Here is a 16,382-nt window from a genome sequence, read left to right as displayed (position 1 = left end):
AGGACTGACGACCAGCAATGGCCGACGAAAACACTCCTGTGACCACCGACGAAGAAGCGGGTCCCGAGCTGCGGGTCGAGCCCGTCGGGCTCGAGACCGAGATGCAGCGCTCGTACCTCGACTACGCGATGTCCGTCATCGTGTCCCGCGCGCTGCCCGACGTCCGCGACGGCCTCAAGCCGGTGCACCGCCGTGTCCTGTACGCGATGTACGACGGCGGCTACCGGCCCGAGAAGGGCTTCTACAAGTGCGCCCGCGTCGTCGGCGACGTGATGGGTAACTACCACCCGCACGGCGACTCCTCGATCTACGACGCCCTCGTCCGTCTCGCCCAGCCCTGGGCCATGCGGATGCCGCTCGTCGACTCCAACGGCAACTTCGGCTCCCCGGGCAACGACCCGGCCGCCGCCATGCGCTACACCGAGTGCAAGATGGCGCCGCTGTCGATGGAGATGGTCCGCGACATCGACGAGGAGACCGTCGACTTCACGGACAACTACGACGGGCGTTCCCAGGAGCCGACCGTCCTGCCGGCCCGCTTCCCGAACCTGCTGATCAACGGCTCCGCCGGCATCGCGGTCGGCATGGCGACCAACATCCCGCCGCACAACCTGCGCGAGGTCGCCGCCGGCGCCCAGTGGTACCTGGAGCACCCCGAGGCCAGCCACGAGGAGCTGCTCGACGCGCTCATCGAGCGCATCAAGGGCCCCGACTTCCCCACCGGCGCGCTGGTCGTCGGCCGCAAGGGCATCGAGGAGGCGTACCGCACCGGTCGCGGCTCCATCACGATGCGCGCGGTCGTCGAGGTCGAGGAGATCCAGAACCGCCAGTGCCTGGTGGTCACCGAGCTGCCCTACCAGGTCAACCCGGACAACCTCGCGCAGAAGATCGCCGACCTGGTGAAGGACGGCAAGATCGGCGGCATCGCCGACGTCCGTGACGAGACCTCCTCGCGCACCGGTCAGCGCCTGGTCATCGTGCTCAAGAGGGACGCCGTCGCCAAGGTCGTCCTCAACAACCTCTACAAGCACACCGACCTGCAGACGAACTTCGGCGCCAACATGCTGGCGCTCGTCGACGGCGTGCCGCGCACCCTCTCCCTGGACGCGTTCATCCGCCACTGGGTGACGCACCAGATCGAGGTCATCGTGCGCCGGACGAAGTTCCGGCTGCGCAAGGCCGAGGAGCGCGCCCACATCCTGCGCGGTCTGCTCAAGGCCCTCGACGCGATCGACGAGGTCATCGCCCTCATCCGGCGCAGCGACACGGTCGAGGTCGCGCGCGAGGGCCTGATGGGCCTGCTGCAGATCGACGAGATCCAGGCCAACGCCATCCTCGAGATGCAGCTGCGCCGGCTCGCCGCCCTGGAGCGCCAGAAGATCGTCGCCGAGCACGACGAACTGCAGGCGAAGATCAACGAGTACAACGCGATCCTGGCCTCGCCCGAGAAGCAGCGGGCGATCGTCAGCGAGGAGCTCGCGGCGCTGGTCGCCAAGTACGGGGACGACCGCCGCAGCCAGCTCGTCCCCTTCGACGGCGACATGTCCATCGAGGACCTGATCGCCGAGGAGGACATCGTCGTCACCATCTCGCGTGGCGGCTACGTGAAGCGGACGAAGACCGAGGACTACCGCTCGCAGAAGCGCGGCGGCAAGGGCGTGCGCGGCACGAAGCTGAAGCAGGACGACATCGTCGACCACTTCTTCGTCTCCACCACGCACCACTGGCTGCTGTTCTTCACCAACAAGGGCCGGGTCTACCGGGCCAAGGCGTACGAGCTGCCGGACGCCGGCCGGGACGCCCGAGGCCAGCACGTGGCCAACCTGCTGGCCTTCCAGCCGGACGAGCAGATCGCCCAGATCCTGGCGATCCGCGACTACGAGGCCGCCCCGTACCTGGTGCTCGCCACCAAGGGCGGTCTGGTGAAGAAGACGGCCCTGAAGGACTACGACTCCCCGCGTTCGGGCGGTGTCATCGCGATCAACCTGCGTGAGCGGGACGGCGGCGCCGAAGGCCTCGCCGACGAGCTGATCGGCGCCGAGCTGGTGTCCTCCGAGGACGATCTGCTGCTCATCTCCAAGAAGGCGCAGTCGATCCGCTTCACCGCCACGGACGACGCGCTGCGCCCGATGGGCCGCGCCACCTCCGGCGTGAAGGGCATGAGTTTCCGCGAGGACGACGAGCTGCTCTCGATGAATGTCGTCCGGCCGGGTACTTTCGTCTTCACCGCGACCGACGGTGGCTACGCCAAGCGCACCGCGGTCGACGAGTACCGCGTCCAGGGCCGCGGCGGCCTCGGTATCAAGGCCGCCAAGATCGTGGAGGACCGCGGATCGCTCGTGGGCGCGCTGGTGGTCGAGGAGACCGACGAGATCCTCGCCATCACGCTGTCCGGTGGTGTGATCCGTACGCGAGTCAACGAAGTCAGGGAGACCGGCCGTGACACCATGGGCGTCCAGCTGATCAACCTGGGCAAGCGCGACGCCGTCGTCGGCATCGCTCGCAACGCCGAGGCCGGCGGCGAGGACGAAGACGGTGACGAGGCAGTGGAAGCTGCCGAAGGCGTGGAGACGGCCGAGGCGGTCGAGGGCACGGAGCCCGCGACCGGGGAGCACGAGGAGTAGAGCGTGAGTGGAGCCACGGGCGCCGGTTCGGCCGACGGCCGGTCCGCAGGATCGAGCGGTGCCCGTGGCTCCGCCACGGACTCCCAGGGGGTTACGGTGACGGACACTCGGGGGCAGCAGCCCTCGTACGACACGTACAACGGGCCGCTGCCCGGCGAGCGCGGGGGGACGCAGCCGCAAGGCCCGTACCACCCGCCGCAGGCCTACGGCGCCCCGGCACAGGGGGGCACGCCCGCCCAGGGCGTGCCGGCGGGCGGCGGCCACACGTCCGGCGGTCAGACCGCCGCCGCGACGCGCAAGGCCCGCACAGGGGCGCGTACGACGCCGCGGACGCGCAAGGCGCGGCTGCGGGTCGCCAAGGCCGATCCGTGGTCGGTGATGAAGGTGAGCTTCCTGCTCTCCATCGCGCTCGGCGTCTGCACGGTGGTGGCCGCGGCGGTGCTGTGGATGGTCATGGACGCCATGGGCGTCTTCTCGACCGTCGGCGGCACGATCAGCGAGGCGACCGGCTCCAACGAGTCGAACGGCTTCGACCTGCAGTCGTTCCTGTCGCTGCCGCGCGTCCTGATGTTCACGTCGGTGATCGCGGTGATCGACGTCGTCCTGATGACCGCCCTGGCGACGCTGGGCGCGTTCATCTACAACCTGTCCGCCGGTTTCGTGGGCGGTGTCGAGCTCACGCTCGCCGAGGACGAGTGACCTGCGGATGACCCCCGGATGACGCCCGTGGGGCCGGTCCCGGGAACGGATTTTGGGACTGGCCCCCACGTGCGCTAATCTTCAGGAGTCAGCGCGCGGGACACACACCGCAAAGCGCGGCGGGGCTATAGCTCAGTTGGTTAGAGCGCATCCCTGATAAGGATGAGGCCACAGGTTCAAATCCTGTTAGCCCCACACAGAAGATCGGCCCGGACGGTTCACCCGTCCGGGCCGATTGCTTTGGTGGACACGGGGGCGGCCTAGGTCACCGATCGGTATCGGCCGGTGTGTAGAGTGGGCGTCAGAAGTCTCCTACGTCAACGAAAGACGAGGTCGCGCGGTGAAGAAGCTTCTCCTGGTCGCACTGGCCGCCATCGGCGGGCTCCTCGTGTACCGCCAGATCCAGGCGGATCGCGCCGAGCAGGATCTGTGGACGGAGGCGACCGACTCCGTGCCCGCAGGTTCGGGTGTGTGAGACGAAGAACCGTCTGTGAGCGAGGCCCCGACCGCTGTGAGCGGTCGGGGCCTCGCTCTGTTTCCACCCCAGATAGTTCACGCTCGCGAATGAATGGCTTGCTCTCGCAAATTCGGGGGGTCCTGGTCGGACGGGCGGGCAGGATGGGCCCGCACGGACACGACGAGGGGATGAGCGTGAAGAGGCAACGGGCTACCGGCCGTACGGCGGGAGGGCGTGCGGCGGCGGTGCTGGCCGCGGTGGTGTGCGGGACCGCTTTGCTGCCCGGTGCGGCGTGGGCCGCGGGCGACGGCACCGGGTACGTCTTCGCCGACGGTGCCCGGCAGGTGAAGGGCGCGGTGTCCAATCTGGACGCCGAGCAGTTGGAGGCGGGCCGGACCTACCGGGACACGATCAAGAAGGACGGCAAGCTCTACTACCGCGTCGACCTCGACGCGCAGCAGAACGCCTACGTCTCGGTCGTGGCCGTCCCCAAGGCGGGCGGGAAGGCCGCCTACGGCGACCGCATCAAGGTGAGCCTGCAGGACGGCTCCAGCACCCAGTGCGGCTACCAGGACACGAATTTCGGCCCCTCCGAGTTCCCCCGGCCGATCACCGCCTACGCCCACCGCACCATCGCCCCGGAGTCGACGTCCTGCCGACAGGCCGGGGCGTACTACGTGCTCGTCGAGCGGGACTCCCAGGCGGAGTCCGACCCCGCCGACTGGCAGCTGGAGATCCGCTTCCTGACCGAGCCGGGAGTCACCAAGACCGGCCCGACCGCGCTGCCGGAGAACTGGGCCTCGGGAACGCCCCAGCCGCCCGCGGGCGGCCCGCAGCGGCGCACCGGCGGCGCCGGCCTGGCCGACGCGACCTCGCTGCGGCAGGGCGAGTGGCGCACCGACATCAGGCCGGGGCAGACGCTCTTCTACCGGGTGCCGGTCGACTGGGGACAGCAGCTCTTCACGAGCGCGGAGCTGGGCAGCAGCCCTGCCGCCGACACCTATGTGCCCCACGCACTCGTGCTGTCCCTGGCGAACCCGGCCGGCGGGCACGTCGAGCAGGACTCCCTCACGTACGACGGCGACCAGGTGACGATGGCGCTGGACCCGCAGCGGCCGGTCGCCTACGAGAACCGCTTCTCGTCGGACGAGGGCACCAGCGGGCTGCGGTTCGCGGGCTGGTACTACCTGTCCGCCACGCTCAGCCCCGAGATCGCCAAGACCTACGGGGACAAGCCGCTGCCGCTGACCCTGCGGGTGAACATCACCGGTCGGCCCACGTCCGGTCCGGCGTACGACGGGGCCGCCGGGCCCTTCACGGTGACCGACGAGGACCGGGACGCGGCGGCCAGCGGTCAGAGCGGTCCGCAGGCGGCCGAGAGCGGCACCCTGAGGGTCGTCGGCGTGGCCGGGATCGGCGTCGGGACCGTGCTCGTGCTCGGCCTGGGCGCCTGGTGGCTGCTGGCCCGCCGGGCGGCGGGCGCGGGGCCTATGCCTGGATGAGCGCCCAGATCCCCACGGCGAAGCACACCAACGCGGTGACCAGCACCGGGATCGCCACCTTCGCGGGCGGCCCCGGCCGGCGCGCGGGAACCGATCCGGCCTGAGCGGTGTATGAACGAGTGGAGGCCTGCTCGTACGACACCGCGGCCGTGGCGGCCCGGGCGAAGGAGGCGGGGGAATGCGGCGGAGCCTGTACGGGAGCAGGAGCCGGGGCGTAGGCCGGGGACGGCGGGACGGCCACCGGCTGCGTGGGCGTCTGCACCGGGGCCTGCGCGGGCGCCGGCACGGCGGCCCGGGGCGGGGGCGGCAGGTGGAAGCTGCCCGTCTCGGACGCGCCCGGCTGCCGCTGGGCGTGCTGTGGCGGTGCCTGCTGATCCTGCTGCGGTACGGGAACGGGGGCCGGAGCCGCGGGGGCGTGCGCGACCTCGGCGCCGGCGGGTCCCTCGGGGCCGTCCGGGCCGAAGCCGGCGGGCAGCGGGCCGATCTGGTCGAAGATCTCGACCGGCTCCTCGCCGGGCCCGGTCTCCGGCAGCAGTTCGGCCGCCGCGTTCAGTGCCTTGCGGGCGCCCGTGGCGGTCTTGAAGCGGGCCTGCGGGTCGGGCTGCAGCAGGCCGGCGAGGACCTGCCACAGCGGCTCGGCGATGCCCTGCGGGGCGCCCGGGGTGCCGTGCGTCCGGAAGTACTCCACCAGGGCGTGGGAGTCCGGCCTGCGGCCCTGGAGCAGATAGAGCGCGACCAGACCGACCGCGAACAGGTCCGCGGTGAAGTCCGGCTCGGCACCCATGAGTTGCTCGGGAGCGAAATAACCGGGCGTTCCCACCACGTAGTTGGTCTCAGTGAGCCGGGGCTCGCCCTTGCGCATCGAGATGCCGAAGTCGGAGAGCCGCAGGTGCGGCCGTCCGGTGCCGGTGACCTCCATCAGGATGTTCGCCGGCTTGATGTCGCGGTGCACGACCCCCTCCGCGTGCACCGCGGCAAGGCCGGACAGCAGCTGGTCGAGCAGGGCGCACACGAAGCGGGGCGGCAGCGCGCCGTAGTCCCCTATGACGTGGGCCAGGGAGCCACCCGCCACGAGGTCCATGGTGAAGAGGACCTTGTCGTCGTCCGCGGCCCAGCTGGCCGGGGCGAGGACGTGCGGGTGGTCGATCCTGAGCGCCTGCTCGCGGACGAAGCGCAGCAGGGTGTGGGCGTCGCTCTGCTGGAGCACCTTGGCCGCCACATAGCGGCGGCGCCGGTGGTCCCAGGCGCGCCAGACCGCGCCCACCCCACCGCGCCCGATCGGATCGATCAGCTCGTACCGACCAGCGAAGACCTCACCCATCGTGCTGCGCCCGCTCCCCGTGCCGTCTCGGATGCCGCCGTCCCGGCGTCAGTTCTGATGCGCCTCGTAGTGGGCGACGGCGTCCGCGGTGCGCCCCGCGCCGTACACCCGGAGGAACTCTGCCAGTTCCGGGTGCGCGGGCGCGAGGGAGTCGGCGGCGTCGATGATGTCGCCGGCCGCCGCCACGGAGCGCAGCAGGGACTGGATCTCCCGGACCACGCGGCGCACGGTGGGCGCGCCGCTGGTCGGGGTCTGGCTGGTCGCGGTCAGGACGGAGCCGCCCTGGGACTTCCTGATCTCGTCCATCCGGTCGGTGGCCTCGGCGGCGCTGACGCTGCCGTCGGCGACCTGGCCGGCGAGCTCCTGAAGGGCCTGGACACGCTGGACGACGGCGGGATTGCCGATCTTGGCCCGCTGGCCGCTCATCAGCTGGGAGAGCATGGGCGCGGAAAGCCCGAGCACGGCTGCCAGCCTGGCCTGGTTCAGCCCGAGATCGTCGATCAGCCGACGGAAGAGCGCCCCCAACGGCTCCCCGTACCAACTGCGCTGAAGCTCCCTGGCTCTGGCCGTGGCTTCCTGCTGCGCTGTATCCATTACTACTTCTCCCCATCCCTTGGGTTCGCCACTGCGAACCCCGATCAGCATCTTACGGAGCGTGGTCGCCCACGGGGAGTCCCAATCCTTTTGCGGGATACGGGGGGTGACCCGGTACTCTGTTGTCGTTCCGGGGCCTTAGCTCAGTTGGTAGAGCGCTGTCTTTGCATGGCAGATGTCAGGGGTTCGACTCCCCTAGGCTCCACTCCGGAAGAAAAGCTCCCTGATCTGCGGAAACGCAGGCAGGGAGCTTTTTCGTGCTCGAACGAAGTGGCCCAGGGCCTCGACCACGGAATGGACCGGGTGCGGTGGGCCAAAGACTCGTACGGTCGTGTCCATGACGAAGACGAAGCGGGCGGCGCGCATGGCGCACACGAGTGCGAGGACTCACCGGGTGCTGCTCGCGGCCCAGCTCGGCAACTCCGTCGGCGACGGAGCCTTCTACGTGACCTCGGCCCTCTACTTCTCCCGCATCGTCGGACTCTCCGCCGCGCAGATCGGCGCCGGCCTCGCCGTCGCCTGGGGGATCGGCTCCCTCGCCGGGGTGCCGCTGGGGCACCTCGCCGACCGGCGCGGACCGCGCCGCAGCGCCGTGCTGCTCGCCCTGGCGACCTCCGTGGCCGTGGCCTCCTTCCTCCTCATCCGCTCCTTCGTGCCCTTCCTGCTCGCCGCCGCCGTGTACGCGACCGCCCAGAGCGGCCTGGCCGCGGCCCGTCAGGCCCTTCTCGCCGGCCTCGTCGATCCGGGCGCCCGGGTCGGGATGCTGGCCCGGCTCCAGGCCACGCTCAACGCGGGCCTCGCCGTCGGCGCCGCTCTGGGCGGCCTCGCCCTGAGCTCCGGCACCCGTACCGCCTACTTCGCCGTGTTCGCCCTCGACGCGCTGGGCTTCCTGGTCTGCGCACTGCTGCTGCGCGGGCTCCCGGCAGTGCCCGGGACCCCGGCCGTGCCCGGCGGCGGGCCGCGTCTCGTGGTGCTGCGGGACCGCCCGTACGCCGTGCTCACCCTGCTGAACGCCCTGCTGCTGCTCCGGCTGCCGCTGCTCAGCCTGGCCCTGCCGCTGTGGATCGTGGGGCGCACCGCGGCCCCCGGCTGGACGGTCTCGGCGCTGTTCGTCCTCAACACCGGCGCGGTGATGCTCTTTCAGGTGCGGGCCGCGCGCTCGGTGACCGGGCTGCCCGAGGCCACCCGGGCGGTGGGCCGCTCCGGCCTGCTGATGCTCGCCTCGTGCGCGGTCTTCGCGCTGACGGCGGCCTGCCTCGGGCCCTGGCCGACGGTCGCGGTCCTCGTCCTGGGCGCCGTCCTCCAGGTGGTCGCCGAGATGCGGCACTCCGCGGGCTCGTGGCAGATCGGCCTCGCGCTGGCCCCGGCCGACCGGATCGGCCAGTACCAGGGGTTCTACGGCACGGGCGTGCCGGTCGCCAGGACGCTCGGGCCGCTGCTCGTCACCACGCTGCTGATCGGCTGGGGCGTGGCGGGCTGGCTGGTCCTGGGCGGGATCTTCCTGGTCGCGGGCCTGGCCACGGGGCCGGCCGTGCGCTGGGCGGAGCGCGCCCGGAGCCGGGCGGCGGCCCCGGTGGCGGGGGAGCCCGTCAAGGCGTACTGAGCCGGACGGGTGGTGTTCATCGGAAGAACTGCACGGCGACGGCGTCGCTCCGTGGTTTCGGCGTGCGCTTCCTCATCATGAGGAACGTACTAAAAGCGCGCAATCCGAAATGAACCATCCGAGAACGCCCAGCCCGTCACCACGAAAGTGAGAGGTCATGGCCACCGCCAAGGTCAAGCAGTTCTGGACCGCCTTCGTCTCCGTCCTCTTCGCCCTGCTCGCCTCCCTCGGCCTGGCGAGCCCCTCCACCGCCGCCCGGCAGCCCGCCCTCCAGCAGGGCGAGGAGCCGGCGCTCGCCGGAGGCGCCGCGGCCGCCGCGGTCCGTCCCGCCGTCCCGGTACCCGCACAGCGGACAGCCCGGGACTGGCACACCGCGCAGGGCCGCGCCCTGCCGCCCACCATCAAGCAGCGGATCCGCGCCGAGGCGCACGGCTCGTCCCCCTCGGTCCGGCACCTGCGCGCCGACGCCGGCGATCTGGACCCCTTCGGCTGGGAGGACCTGGCGGGCCTGAGCGGGGCCACGGCGGCGACGAGGACCGCCGGGGAGACCGCGGGGACGACGAAGACCGCCGGCGTGACCGCGGGGACCGCCGTGCAGACGGCGCGGACGGGGTCGGCCGCGCAGGCGGCGCAGACCGCCCAGACGGCACCGGCGTCGCAGGCCGCCCAGGCCGCCCAGGCCGCGTACGCGGCGTAGGGCACGGCGGGAATCTCCGCCGTGCCCCTTGCCCGTACCCGTATCCGTATCGCTTTTCGTGCCCGTACTGCGACCGGCGGATGATCAGCGGCGTTCCTCGCCGCGGTCCGAAGCATCCGCGTCGGCCTCCTTGGCCGCCACCTCGGGATCGAGTGAAGAACCGCCGTCGTCGACGGACGACAGCCGGGTCTCCTCGTCCAGCTCGGTGGGAGCGGGCGGCTCGACCAGCCAGTCGGGGTTGGCCTGCTTGTCCCACCACTTCCACGCGGCGAAGGCGCCGCACGTGACCAGACCGAGGACCGCGAGGACCTTGGCGACGCGTCCGGCCCGGTGCCGGCGCTCCTGCTTCCTGATGATCTTTTGGATGTCCTTCGGCGTCACCTGACCGCGCAGCGCGGCCCAGGCGGCAGTCGAACGCGACCCGGCCTCCTCCAGGACGGGACCGGTCGCGGCGACCGCGTGCTCGACACGCGGAACGGTGTAGTCGGTCGCCTGACGGGCGGCCTTGCGGGTCACGGCTGCAGCGCGTTGCGCGGCCTCGTCGACCCGCGGCGGCACGTGCGGTGCGACATGGCAGTCGTACTGGTGACGGGCCTGAACACGGGCCGCATAGGCGGCCTTCGAGACTTTCGGGGCGATCCTGACGCGCGCCCCGTGCGCGTACTGCACGGCCTGGTCCCTGGCCGTCTCTGCGTACGGCGCCACCACTTCCGCGGCGTGCAGGACACTCTCCTTCGCCGAATCTGTTGCGGCGCGCACGCTGTCCATGCGGGTCACGGGATCCTCCTCCTCGGTGGCGGTGTCGGTTTTTCACCTTTCCATCCTTTTCGGAATCATGCCTGCCGGACCGAGCTCCGGCATGCGGGGCGGGCATCCGGGGCATGCGAGGATGCGGGCGGGAAGCACACGTGGGCACGAACGCCCGGGTGCCGAGGTGTGGAGGAAGGCGGATCGTGGCCGATCAGCTGTACGCGACTCTGAAGACCAGCCAGGGCGACATCGAGATTCGGCTGCTGCCGTTCCACGCCCCCAAGACGGTCCGGAACTTCGTCGAGCTCGCCCGCGGCGAGCGCGAGTGGACGCATCCGGAGACCGGCGTGGTCTCCACCTCCCCGCTCTACGACGGCACGGTCTTCCACCGCGTGATCGAGGGCTTCATGATCCAGGGCGGCGACCCGCTGGGGAACGGTACGGGCGGCCCGGGCTACGAGTTCGCCGACGAGTTCCACCCGGAACTCTTCTTCGACAAGCCGTACCTGCTCGCGATGGCCAACGCCGGCCCGGGCACCAACGGCTCGCAGTTCTTCATCACCGTCGGTCCGGCGACCTGGCTGAACCGCAAGCACACGATCTTCGGCGAGGTCGTCGGGGCGTCGAGCAAGAAGGTCGTGGACGCGATCGCCGTCACGGCGACCAACCCGCGGACCGAGCGCCCGGTCGAGGACGTCGTCGTCGAGACCGTCGTGATCGAGAGCCGCTGACCGGAGCTCACCCGCCCCTCGGGAACCTTCGCGCCCCGCCCCTCGGGAACCTTCGCGCCCCGCCCGTCCGTCAGGAGGGCGGGGCGATGTGCTGACCAGCCCCCGTCCGCCGAGCCGCCTCACGGGAGGACCCCCATGGACCCGCAGTCCGGTCTGCCGCGCTGCTACCGCCACCCGGACGTCGAGACCGGCATCCGCTGCACCCGCTGCGAGAAGCCGATCTGCCCGGAGTGCATGGTCTCCGCGTCCGTCGGCTTCCAGTGCCCCGACTGCGTGCGGAACGGCTCCGGGACCGGCCACGCGCCGGACGCCAACCGACCGAGGACGCTCGCGGGCGGCCGGGTGGCGACGGACGGGCGCTTCGTCACCAAGATCCTCATCGCGGTCAACCTCGGGCTGTTCATCGCCGCCCAGGTGGCCGGCGACCGCTTCGTCGACCAGCTCGTGATGATCGGGTACGCGTACAACCCGGTGCTCGGCGAGGTCGTCGGCGTCGCGGACGGCGAGTGGTACCGGCTCCTCACCTCCGCATTCCTCCACCAGGAGGCGCCGCACTTCGTCTTCAACATGATCGGGCTGTGGGTGATCGGCGGGATCGTCGAGCCGGAGCTCGGCCGGATCCGCTACGCCGTCCTGTGTCTGCTCTCCGGGCTCTCCGGCTCCGCGCTCGTCTATCTCCTGGACGCCCCGAACCAGGCCTCGCTCGGCGCCTCGGGGATCGTCTACGGACTGATCGGCTCCTGGGTGGTGCTGGCCCGGCGTCGGCGCTACGACATGCGTCCGGTGCTGCTCTTCGTGGCGATCTCCCTGGTCTTCACGTTCGCCCGGCCGGGGGTCTCGTGGGAGGCGCACATCGGCGGCCTGGTCGCGGGCGCGCTGGTGACGTACGGGCTCCTGCACGCGCCGCGGGCGCGCCGGGACCTGGTGCAGTACGCGGTCTGCGGCCTGGTGCTGCTGCTCGATCTGGGGGTCGTGCTCGGCCGGACCGTGGCGCTCACCTGAGCGCACAGCGCTGTGGACGAGCTTCCGAGAAAGCTTTCCCCAGAGTTATCCACAGTGCGTGGCGGAGTTGCCGCACTGGCCGGGACATGACTGCGCCCCCCACCCCTGAACAGGCATTTTCTGTCAGTAGTGGGGGGCGGAGCGTTCCGGTAGAGGCGTTCTCCCGGTCGTACCGGCGTCAACCTCGTGGGAGTTATCCACAGATGGTCGTAAGTTATCCAGTGCTGTGCACAACACTGTGGATAACTCAGGGCAGAGCTTGACGCGTCACTTCCACTGCGTGGAGACACCGAAGCCGGCGGCGATGAAGCCGAAGCCGACCACGATGTTCCAGTTGCTCAGGGACTTGACCGGCAGCGTGCCGTCGGTGACGTAGAAGACCACGATCCACACCAGCCCGATGGCGAACATCGCCAGCATCACCGGGGCCACCCAGCTGCGGTTGGTCAGCTTGATGGCAGCGGCCTGCTTCGTGGCGGGCGGCGGCGTGTAGTCGGCCTTCTTGCGGATCCGTGACTTCGGCACGAGGGACTCTCCTGTCGATGCGCTGCGTGACCGCGCAGGGAACTGGGACTGGCGCCGGGGCGGGACGGAGCGGGATGTGACGAAGCGGACCGCTGCGTCCTCCGGGCGTCCGTTAGCGTAGTGGTTCCGCGGCACCGAAGGGGATCAGGGTACGTTGAGCAATTCCGCCGACACTCCCGCAGGGCCGGGCCGAAGCACCAGATGGCGCCCGGTCCGGGTGCTGACCGCTGCCGTCTTCGCCCTCGCCGGACTGATCTTCGTCACCAGCTTCAACACCGCCAAGGGCACCAACCTCCGCACCGACGCCTCCCTCCTCAGGCTCTCCGACCTGATCGAGGAACGCAGCCACAAGAACGCCGGCCTCGACGAGTCCGCCGCCGCCCTGCGCCGCCAGGTCGACGCCCTCGCCGCCCGGGACGACGGCTCCACCCGGGCCCAGGACGAGCGCCTGCGGGCCCTGGAGAACGCCGCCGGCACCACCAGGACCTCGGGTCCCGGCCTCACCGTCACCCTCAACGACGCCCCGCCGAACGCCCAGGCCGCCCCCGGATACCCCGAGCCGCAGGCCAACGACCTGGTCATCCACCAGCAGGACCTCCAGGCCGTCGTCAACGCCCTGTGGAAGGGCGGCGCCCAGGGCATCAGGGTCATGGACCAGCGGCTGATCTCCACCAGCGCCGTGCGCTGCGTCGGCAACACCCTGATCCTCCAGGGCCGCGTCTACTCGCCGCCCTACAAGATCACCGCTGTCGGTGACCGCGACCGGTTGAACAAGGCCCTCGCCGACTCCCCCGCGATCCAGAACTACCAGCTGTACGTGAAGGCCTACGGCCTCGGCTGGAAAGTCGACGAGCACAAGGCGGTGACTCTGCCCGGCTACTCGGGCACAGTGGACCTCCACTACGCGAAGCCTGTGAGCTGACGCATGCGCTGACCGGGGGGAGCCGGGTGCGGTGACGGTGCGACTGGTCGTACGGACCCTCAGCGAGCTGTGCATCACCGTCGGCGCCGTGATCGTCCTCTTCGTCGCGTACGTCCTGTACTGGACCGGCGTCCAGGCCGACAGCGCCACCGCCGGCCAGCTCGACAGCCTCCAGCAGGAGTGGGTGGCGCGCCCGGTCGAACCCGCCGACGCACCCCGTACGCCGCCCGCCCCCGCCCCGTACACCGCCGGCAAGGGCTTCGCCGTGATGTACGTGCCTCGTCTCGGCGAGGACTGGGAATGGCCCGTCCTGGAGGGCACCGGGGTCCGCACCCTCAAGAAGGGCCTCGGCCACTACGCGGGCACCGCCCGCCTCGGCGAGACCGGCAACTTCGCCGTCGCCGGACACCGCCGCACCTACGGCGACCCCTTCAAGGACTTCCCCCGGCTGCGCCGCGGCGACGCCGTCGTCCTCACCGACGGGACGACCTGGTTCACCTACCGCGTCGACCGCACGCCGTACCGCACCGTGCCCACGGACACCGCCGTGATCGACCCCGTCCCCCGGAAGTCCGGATTCGACGGGCCCGGCCGCTACCTCACCCTCACCACCTGCGATCCCGAGTGGGGCAGCAGCCACCGGCTGATCGCCTGGGCCCATCTGGACGCCACCCAGCCCGTGACGGCCGGTCGTCCACAGGCTTTGGACGGTTGACCCCCGACCGCCCCGGCGCCCCGTACTCTGGTCCCCGTAACGAACGGAAGGGGCCTCGGACGTCATGTACGGATGGATCTGGCGGCATCTGCCGGGCAACGCCTGGGTGAAGGCGCTGATCTCGGTCGTGCTGGTCCTCGCGGTCGTCTACGCCCTCTTCCAGTACGTGTTCCCCTGGGCGGAGCCGCTGCTTCCGTTCAACGATGTGACGGTGGACGGCCAGTGAGCGCGCGAATTCTCGTCGTCGACAACTACGACAGCTTCGTCTTCAACCTCGTTCAGTACCTGTACCAGCTCGGCGCCGAGTGCGAAGTGCGGCGCAACGACGAGGTGGAGCTCTCCCACGCCCAGGACGGCTTCGACGGCGTCCTGCTCTCGCCCGGACCGGGCGCGCCCGAACAGGCCGGGGTCTGCATCGACATGGTGCGCCACTGCGCCGCCACCGGGGTGCCCGTCTTCGGCGTCTGCCTCGGCATGCAGTCGATGGCCGTCGCCTACGGCGGGATCGTGGACCGCGCGCCCGAGCTGCTGCACGGCAAGACCTCGCCCGTCACCCACGAGGGCAAGGGCGTCTTCGCCGGTCTGCCCTCGCCGTTCACCGCGACCCGCTATCACTCACTGGCCGCCGAGCCCGCGGCCCTGCCGGCCGAGCTCGAGGTCACCGCGCGCACCGAGGACGGCATCATCATGGGGCTGCGGCACCGCGAACTGCCCGTCGAGGGAGTGCAGTTCCACCCCGAGTCGGTGCTCACCGAGCACGGCCACCTGATGCTCGCCAACTGGCTGGAGCAGTGCGGCGACAAGGGAGCGGTCGCGCGGTCGACGGGACTCGCGCCGGTGGTGGGCAAGGCCGTCGCGTGACGGCCGGGTCGCCGTGGTTCCGGGCGACGAATCTGCCGGACGAGGAGCCCGAGCCGGGATCCCCGTCCCAGCCGATACCCACGCCGGGGCCCGTTACGCCCCCGTACGAGGCCGAGACGGCCGTCTACGAGCCGATAGCGGGCCCGGGCGCCTACCAGGCCCACCAGTCGTCCCCGGCGCCCCAGGAGGCGTACGGAGCCGCGTACGAGACGTACGGCACGGAGGCGTACGGGACGCCCGCGAGCCCGGGTACGGCGGGGGCGTACGGCACGACTGCCGACCACGGCACGACGGAGGCGTACGGGACGCCCGCGAGCCCCGGCACCACCGAGGCGTACGGCACGCCCGAGCCGTACGGGAGCGCCGAGGGCTACGGGACCACCCCCGACCCCTACGCGAGCGGCGCCTACGAGGAACCAGTGCAGCCGGCGCCGCAGCCTGGACCCGCGCAGGACCCGGACCCGGAGCCCGAACCCCACGACCGGACGATGGCCCTGCGCACCGTCGAGGAGACCGGGGCCGCCACCGCCGCCCCGCTGCCCGGTCCCGGGCGGGCCGAGCGTCGCCGCGCCGCCAGGCGCAAGGGACGCGGTGCCCCCGAGCCGGCCGCGCCGGCGGAGCCCGCCGCCCCGCTCTCCCGCGTCGAGGCCCGTCGGGCCGCCCGCGCCGCCAAGGACAGCCTCGGGGTCGTCCTCAGCCGCGTCGTCGGCGAACTGTTCATCACCTTCGGTGTCGTGATGCTGCTGTTCGTCACCTACCAGCTGTGGTGGACGAACGTGCGCGCCGGCCAGGAGACCGACCAGGCCAAGAAGGAGATCGAGAACGCCTGGTCCCAGGGGCAGGACGACGCCCCCGGCGCCTTCGAGCCCGGCAAGGGCTTCGCCATCATGTACATCCCCAAGCTGGACGTCGTCGTCCCGATCGCCGAGGGCATCAGCAAGCCCAAGGTCCTCGACAAGGGCATGGTCGGCCACTACGGCGAGGGCCGGCTCAAGACCGCGATGCCCGCCGACAAGCAGGGCAACTTCGCGGTCGCCGGGCACCGCAACACCCATGGCGAGCCGTTCCGTTACGTCAACCGCCTGGAGCCGGGCGACCCCATCGTCGTCGAGACCCGCGACGCGTACTACACGTACGAGATGGCGAGCATCCTGCCGCAGACCTCGCCGTCCAACGTCTCGGTCATCGAGCCCGTGCCCAAGGGCTCGGGCTTCACCAAGCCCGGCCGTTACATCACGCTGACCACCTGCACACCGGAGTTCACGAGCACGTACCGCATGATCGTGTGGGGAAAGCTCGTCGACGAACGCCCGCGCAGTAAGGGAAAGCCGGACGCGCTCGTAGGCTGAGCCCCACTACCGAGACCATCCACACCTCGA

Annotated in this window: 16 protein-coding genes, 2 tRNA genes and 1 pseudogene; 15 read left to right on the top strand and 4 right to left on the bottom strand. The window is 71.0% G+C overall.

Annotated elements, in window-relative coordinates; genetic code table 11:
* The first annotated feature begins 17 nt into the window (after positions 1-17).
* The 5 genes from gyrA to ACIRQF_RS15305 all read left to right on the top strand — a co-directional run bounded on the left by gyrA (position 18) and on the right by ACIRQF_RS15305 (position 5,282).
* A complete protein-coding gene (gene gyrA, locus ACIRQF_RS15325; RefSeq protein ID WP_376627289.1) occupies positions 18-2,624 on the top strand; it encodes a DNA gyrase subunit A in 2,607 nt (868 codons plus the stop codon).
* A gap of 96 nt (positions 2,625-2,720) precedes the next feature.
* Positions 2,721-3,323 (top strand): DUF3566 domain-containing protein, encoded by a 603-nt coding sequence (locus ACIRQF_RS15320; protein ID WP_376627287.1) that lies wholly within the window; start codon positions 2,721-2,723, stop codon positions 3,321-3,323.
* Positions 3,324-3,444: 121 nt separating this feature from the next.
* A tRNA-Ile gene (locus ACIRQF_RS15315) sits at positions 3,445-3,518 on the top strand.
* A gap of 145 nt (positions 3,519-3,663) precedes the next feature.
* On the top strand, positions 3,664-3,798 hold the full coding sequence (locus tag ACIRQF_RS15310; protein WP_003958712.1) for a DLW-39 family protein: 135 nt from the start codon (positions 3,664-3,666) through the stop codon (positions 3,796-3,798).
* A 170-nt stretch (positions 3,799-3,968) separates the two neighbouring features.
* Positions 3,969-5,282: a hypothetical protein gene (locus ACIRQF_RS15305; protein WP_404092423.1), complete on the top strand. Its 1,314-nt coding sequence runs from the start codon at positions 3,969-3,971 to the stop codon at positions 5,280-5,282.
* Here the strand turns inward: ACIRQF_RS15305 and ACIRQF_RS15300 are convergent.
* A complete protein-coding gene (locus tag ACIRQF_RS15300) occupies positions 5,269-6,603 on the bottom strand; it encodes a serine/threonine-protein kinase (RefSeq protein WP_404092421.1) in 1,335 nt (444 codons plus the stop codon). The two genes, ACIRQF_RS15305 and ACIRQF_RS15300, sit on opposite strands and share 14 nt — an antisense overlap.
* Before the next feature lie 48 nt (positions 6,604-6,651).
* Entirely contained in the window at positions 6,652-7,197 is a 546-nt protein-coding gene (locus ACIRQF_RS15295) for a helix-turn-helix domain-containing protein (protein ID WP_376627281.1), read from the bottom strand.
* 132 nt (positions 7,198-7,329) lie between these two features.
* Here ACIRQF_RS15295 and ACIRQF_RS15290 point away from each other — a divergent pair.
* From ACIRQF_RS15290 to ACIRQF_RS15280, 3 genes and pseudogenes are all read left to right on the top strand, one after another.
* Positions 7,330-7,402, top strand: a tRNA-Ala gene (locus ACIRQF_RS15290).
* A gap of 132 nt (positions 7,403-7,534) precedes the next feature.
* A complete protein-coding gene (locus tag ACIRQF_RS15285; protein WP_404092418.1) occupies positions 7,535-8,800 on the top strand; it encodes an MFS transporter in 1,266 nt (421 codons plus the stop codon).
* Between the two features lie 157 nt (positions 8,801-8,957).
* Positions 8,958-9,284 (top strand): annotated as a pseudogene (locus ACIRQF_RS15280) (DUF6344 domain-containing protein); the annotation flags it as partial.
* Between the two features lie 297 nt (positions 9,285-9,581).
* Here the strand turns inward: ACIRQF_RS15280 and ACIRQF_RS15275 are convergent.
* Complete coding sequence (locus ACIRQF_RS15275) at positions 9,582-10,274, bottom strand: DUF5324 family protein (protein WP_376627277.1); 693 nt, start codon at positions 10,272-10,274, stop codon at positions 9,582-9,584.
* Between the two features lie 176 nt (positions 10,275-10,450).
* On the opposite strand from ACIRQF_RS15275, the gene ACIRQF_RS15270 reads away from it, so the two are divergent.
* Positions 10,451-10,978 carry a peptidylprolyl isomerase gene (locus ACIRQF_RS15270; protein WP_404092415.1) on the top strand — a complete coding sequence of 176 codons (528 nt, stop codon included), beginning with the start codon at positions 10,451-10,453 and terminating at the stop codon, positions 10,976-10,978.
* A gap of 135 nt (positions 10,979-11,113) precedes the next feature.
* Positions 11,114-11,980 carry a rhomboid family intramembrane serine protease gene (locus tag ACIRQF_RS15265; RefSeq protein WP_376627273.1) on the top strand — a complete coding sequence of 289 codons (867 nt, stop codon included), beginning with the start codon at positions 11,114-11,116 and terminating at the stop codon, positions 11,978-11,980.
* 267 nt (positions 11,981-12,247) lie between these two features.
* Here the strand turns inward: ACIRQF_RS15265 and crgA are convergent, their stop codons facing one another.
* Positions 12,248-12,505 carry a cell division protein CrgA gene (crgA, locus tag ACIRQF_RS15260; protein WP_365343910.1) on the bottom strand — a complete coding sequence of 86 codons (258 nt, stop codon included), beginning with the start codon at positions 12,503-12,505 and terminating at the stop codon, positions 12,248-12,250.
* Between the two features lie 154 nt (positions 12,506-12,659).
* Between crgA and ACIRQF_RS15255 the strand changes: the two genes are divergently transcribed.
* The 5 genes from ACIRQF_RS15255 to ACIRQF_RS15235 all read left to right on the top strand — a co-directional run bounded on the left by ACIRQF_RS15255 (position 12,660) and on the right by ACIRQF_RS15235 (position 16,352).
* The gene (locus ACIRQF_RS15255) at positions 12,660-13,427 is read left to right on the top strand and encodes a DUF881 domain-containing protein (RefSeq protein WP_404092412.1); all 768 of its coding nucleotides are present in this window, start codon (positions 12,660-12,662) and stop codon (positions 13,425-13,427) included.
* Between the two features lie 31 nt (positions 13,428-13,458).
* Positions 13,459-14,142 (top strand): class E sortase, encoded by a 684-nt coding sequence (locus ACIRQF_RS15250; RefSeq protein ID WP_404092410.1) that lies wholly within the window; start codon positions 13,459-13,461, stop codon positions 14,140-14,142.
* 64 nt (positions 14,143-14,206) lie between these two features.
* Positions 14,207-14,368 carry a hypothetical protein gene (locus ACIRQF_RS15245; RefSeq protein WP_169092881.1) on the top strand — a complete coding sequence of 54 codons (162 nt, stop codon included), beginning with the start codon at positions 14,207-14,209 and terminating at the stop codon, positions 14,366-14,368.
* Positions 14,365-15,003, top strand: a complete 639-nt coding sequence (locus ACIRQF_RS15240) for an aminodeoxychorismate/anthranilate synthase component II (RefSeq protein ID WP_376627267.1) — start codon at positions 14,365-14,367, stop codon at positions 15,001-15,003. The genes ACIRQF_RS15245 and ACIRQF_RS15240 overlap by 4 nt, the downstream gene beginning before the upstream one ends.
* 32 nt (positions 15,004-15,035) lie before the next feature.
* Positions 15,036-16,352: a class E sortase gene (locus ACIRQF_RS15235; protein ID WP_404092870.1), complete on the top strand. Its 1,317-nt coding sequence runs from the start codon at positions 15,036-15,038 to the stop codon at positions 16,350-16,352.
* Positions 16,353-16,382 lie beyond the last annotated feature (30 nt).

Origin of the sequence: Streptomyces sp. NPDC101191, assembly GCF_044767915.1 — a bacterium.
Classification (GTDB): domain Bacteria; phylum Actinomycetota; class Actinomycetes; order Streptomycetales; family Streptomycetaceae; genus Streptomyces.
Note: the sequence above shows the minus strand (reverse complement) of the source record. Positions and strands in the feature narration are given on the sequence as shown.

Excerpts from the sequence above, each read along its gene's own strand:
- ACIRQF_RS15245 (WP_169092881.1), top strand. The coding sequence starts at position 14,207 with ATGTACGGATGGATCTGGCGGCATCTGCCGGGCAACGCCTGGGTGAAG.
- ACIRQF_RS15295 (WP_376627281.1), bottom strand. The coding sequence starts at position 7,197 with ATGGATACAGCGCAGCAGGAAGCCACGGCCAGAGCCAGGGAGCTTCAG.
- ACIRQF_RS15300 (WP_404092421.1), bottom strand. The coding sequence starts at position 6,603 with ATGGGTGAGGTCTTCGCTGGTCGGTACGAGCTGATCGATCCGATCGGG.
- ACIRQF_RS15285 (WP_404092418.1), top strand. The coding sequence starts at position 7,535 with ATGACGAAGACGAAGCGGGCGGCGCGCATGGCGCACACGAGTGCGAGG.
- ACIRQF_RS15265 (WP_376627273.1), top strand. The coding sequence starts at position 11,114 with ATGGACCCGCAGTCCGGTCTGCCGCGCTGCTACCGCCACCCGGACGTC.
- gyrA (WP_376627289.1), top strand. The coding sequence starts at position 18 with ATGGCCGACGAAAACACTCCTGTGACCACCGACGAAGAAGCGGGTCCC.
- ACIRQF_RS15305 (WP_404092423.1), top strand. The coding sequence starts at position 3,969 with ATGAGCGTGAAGAGGCAACGGGCTACCGGCCGTACGGCGGGAGGGCGT.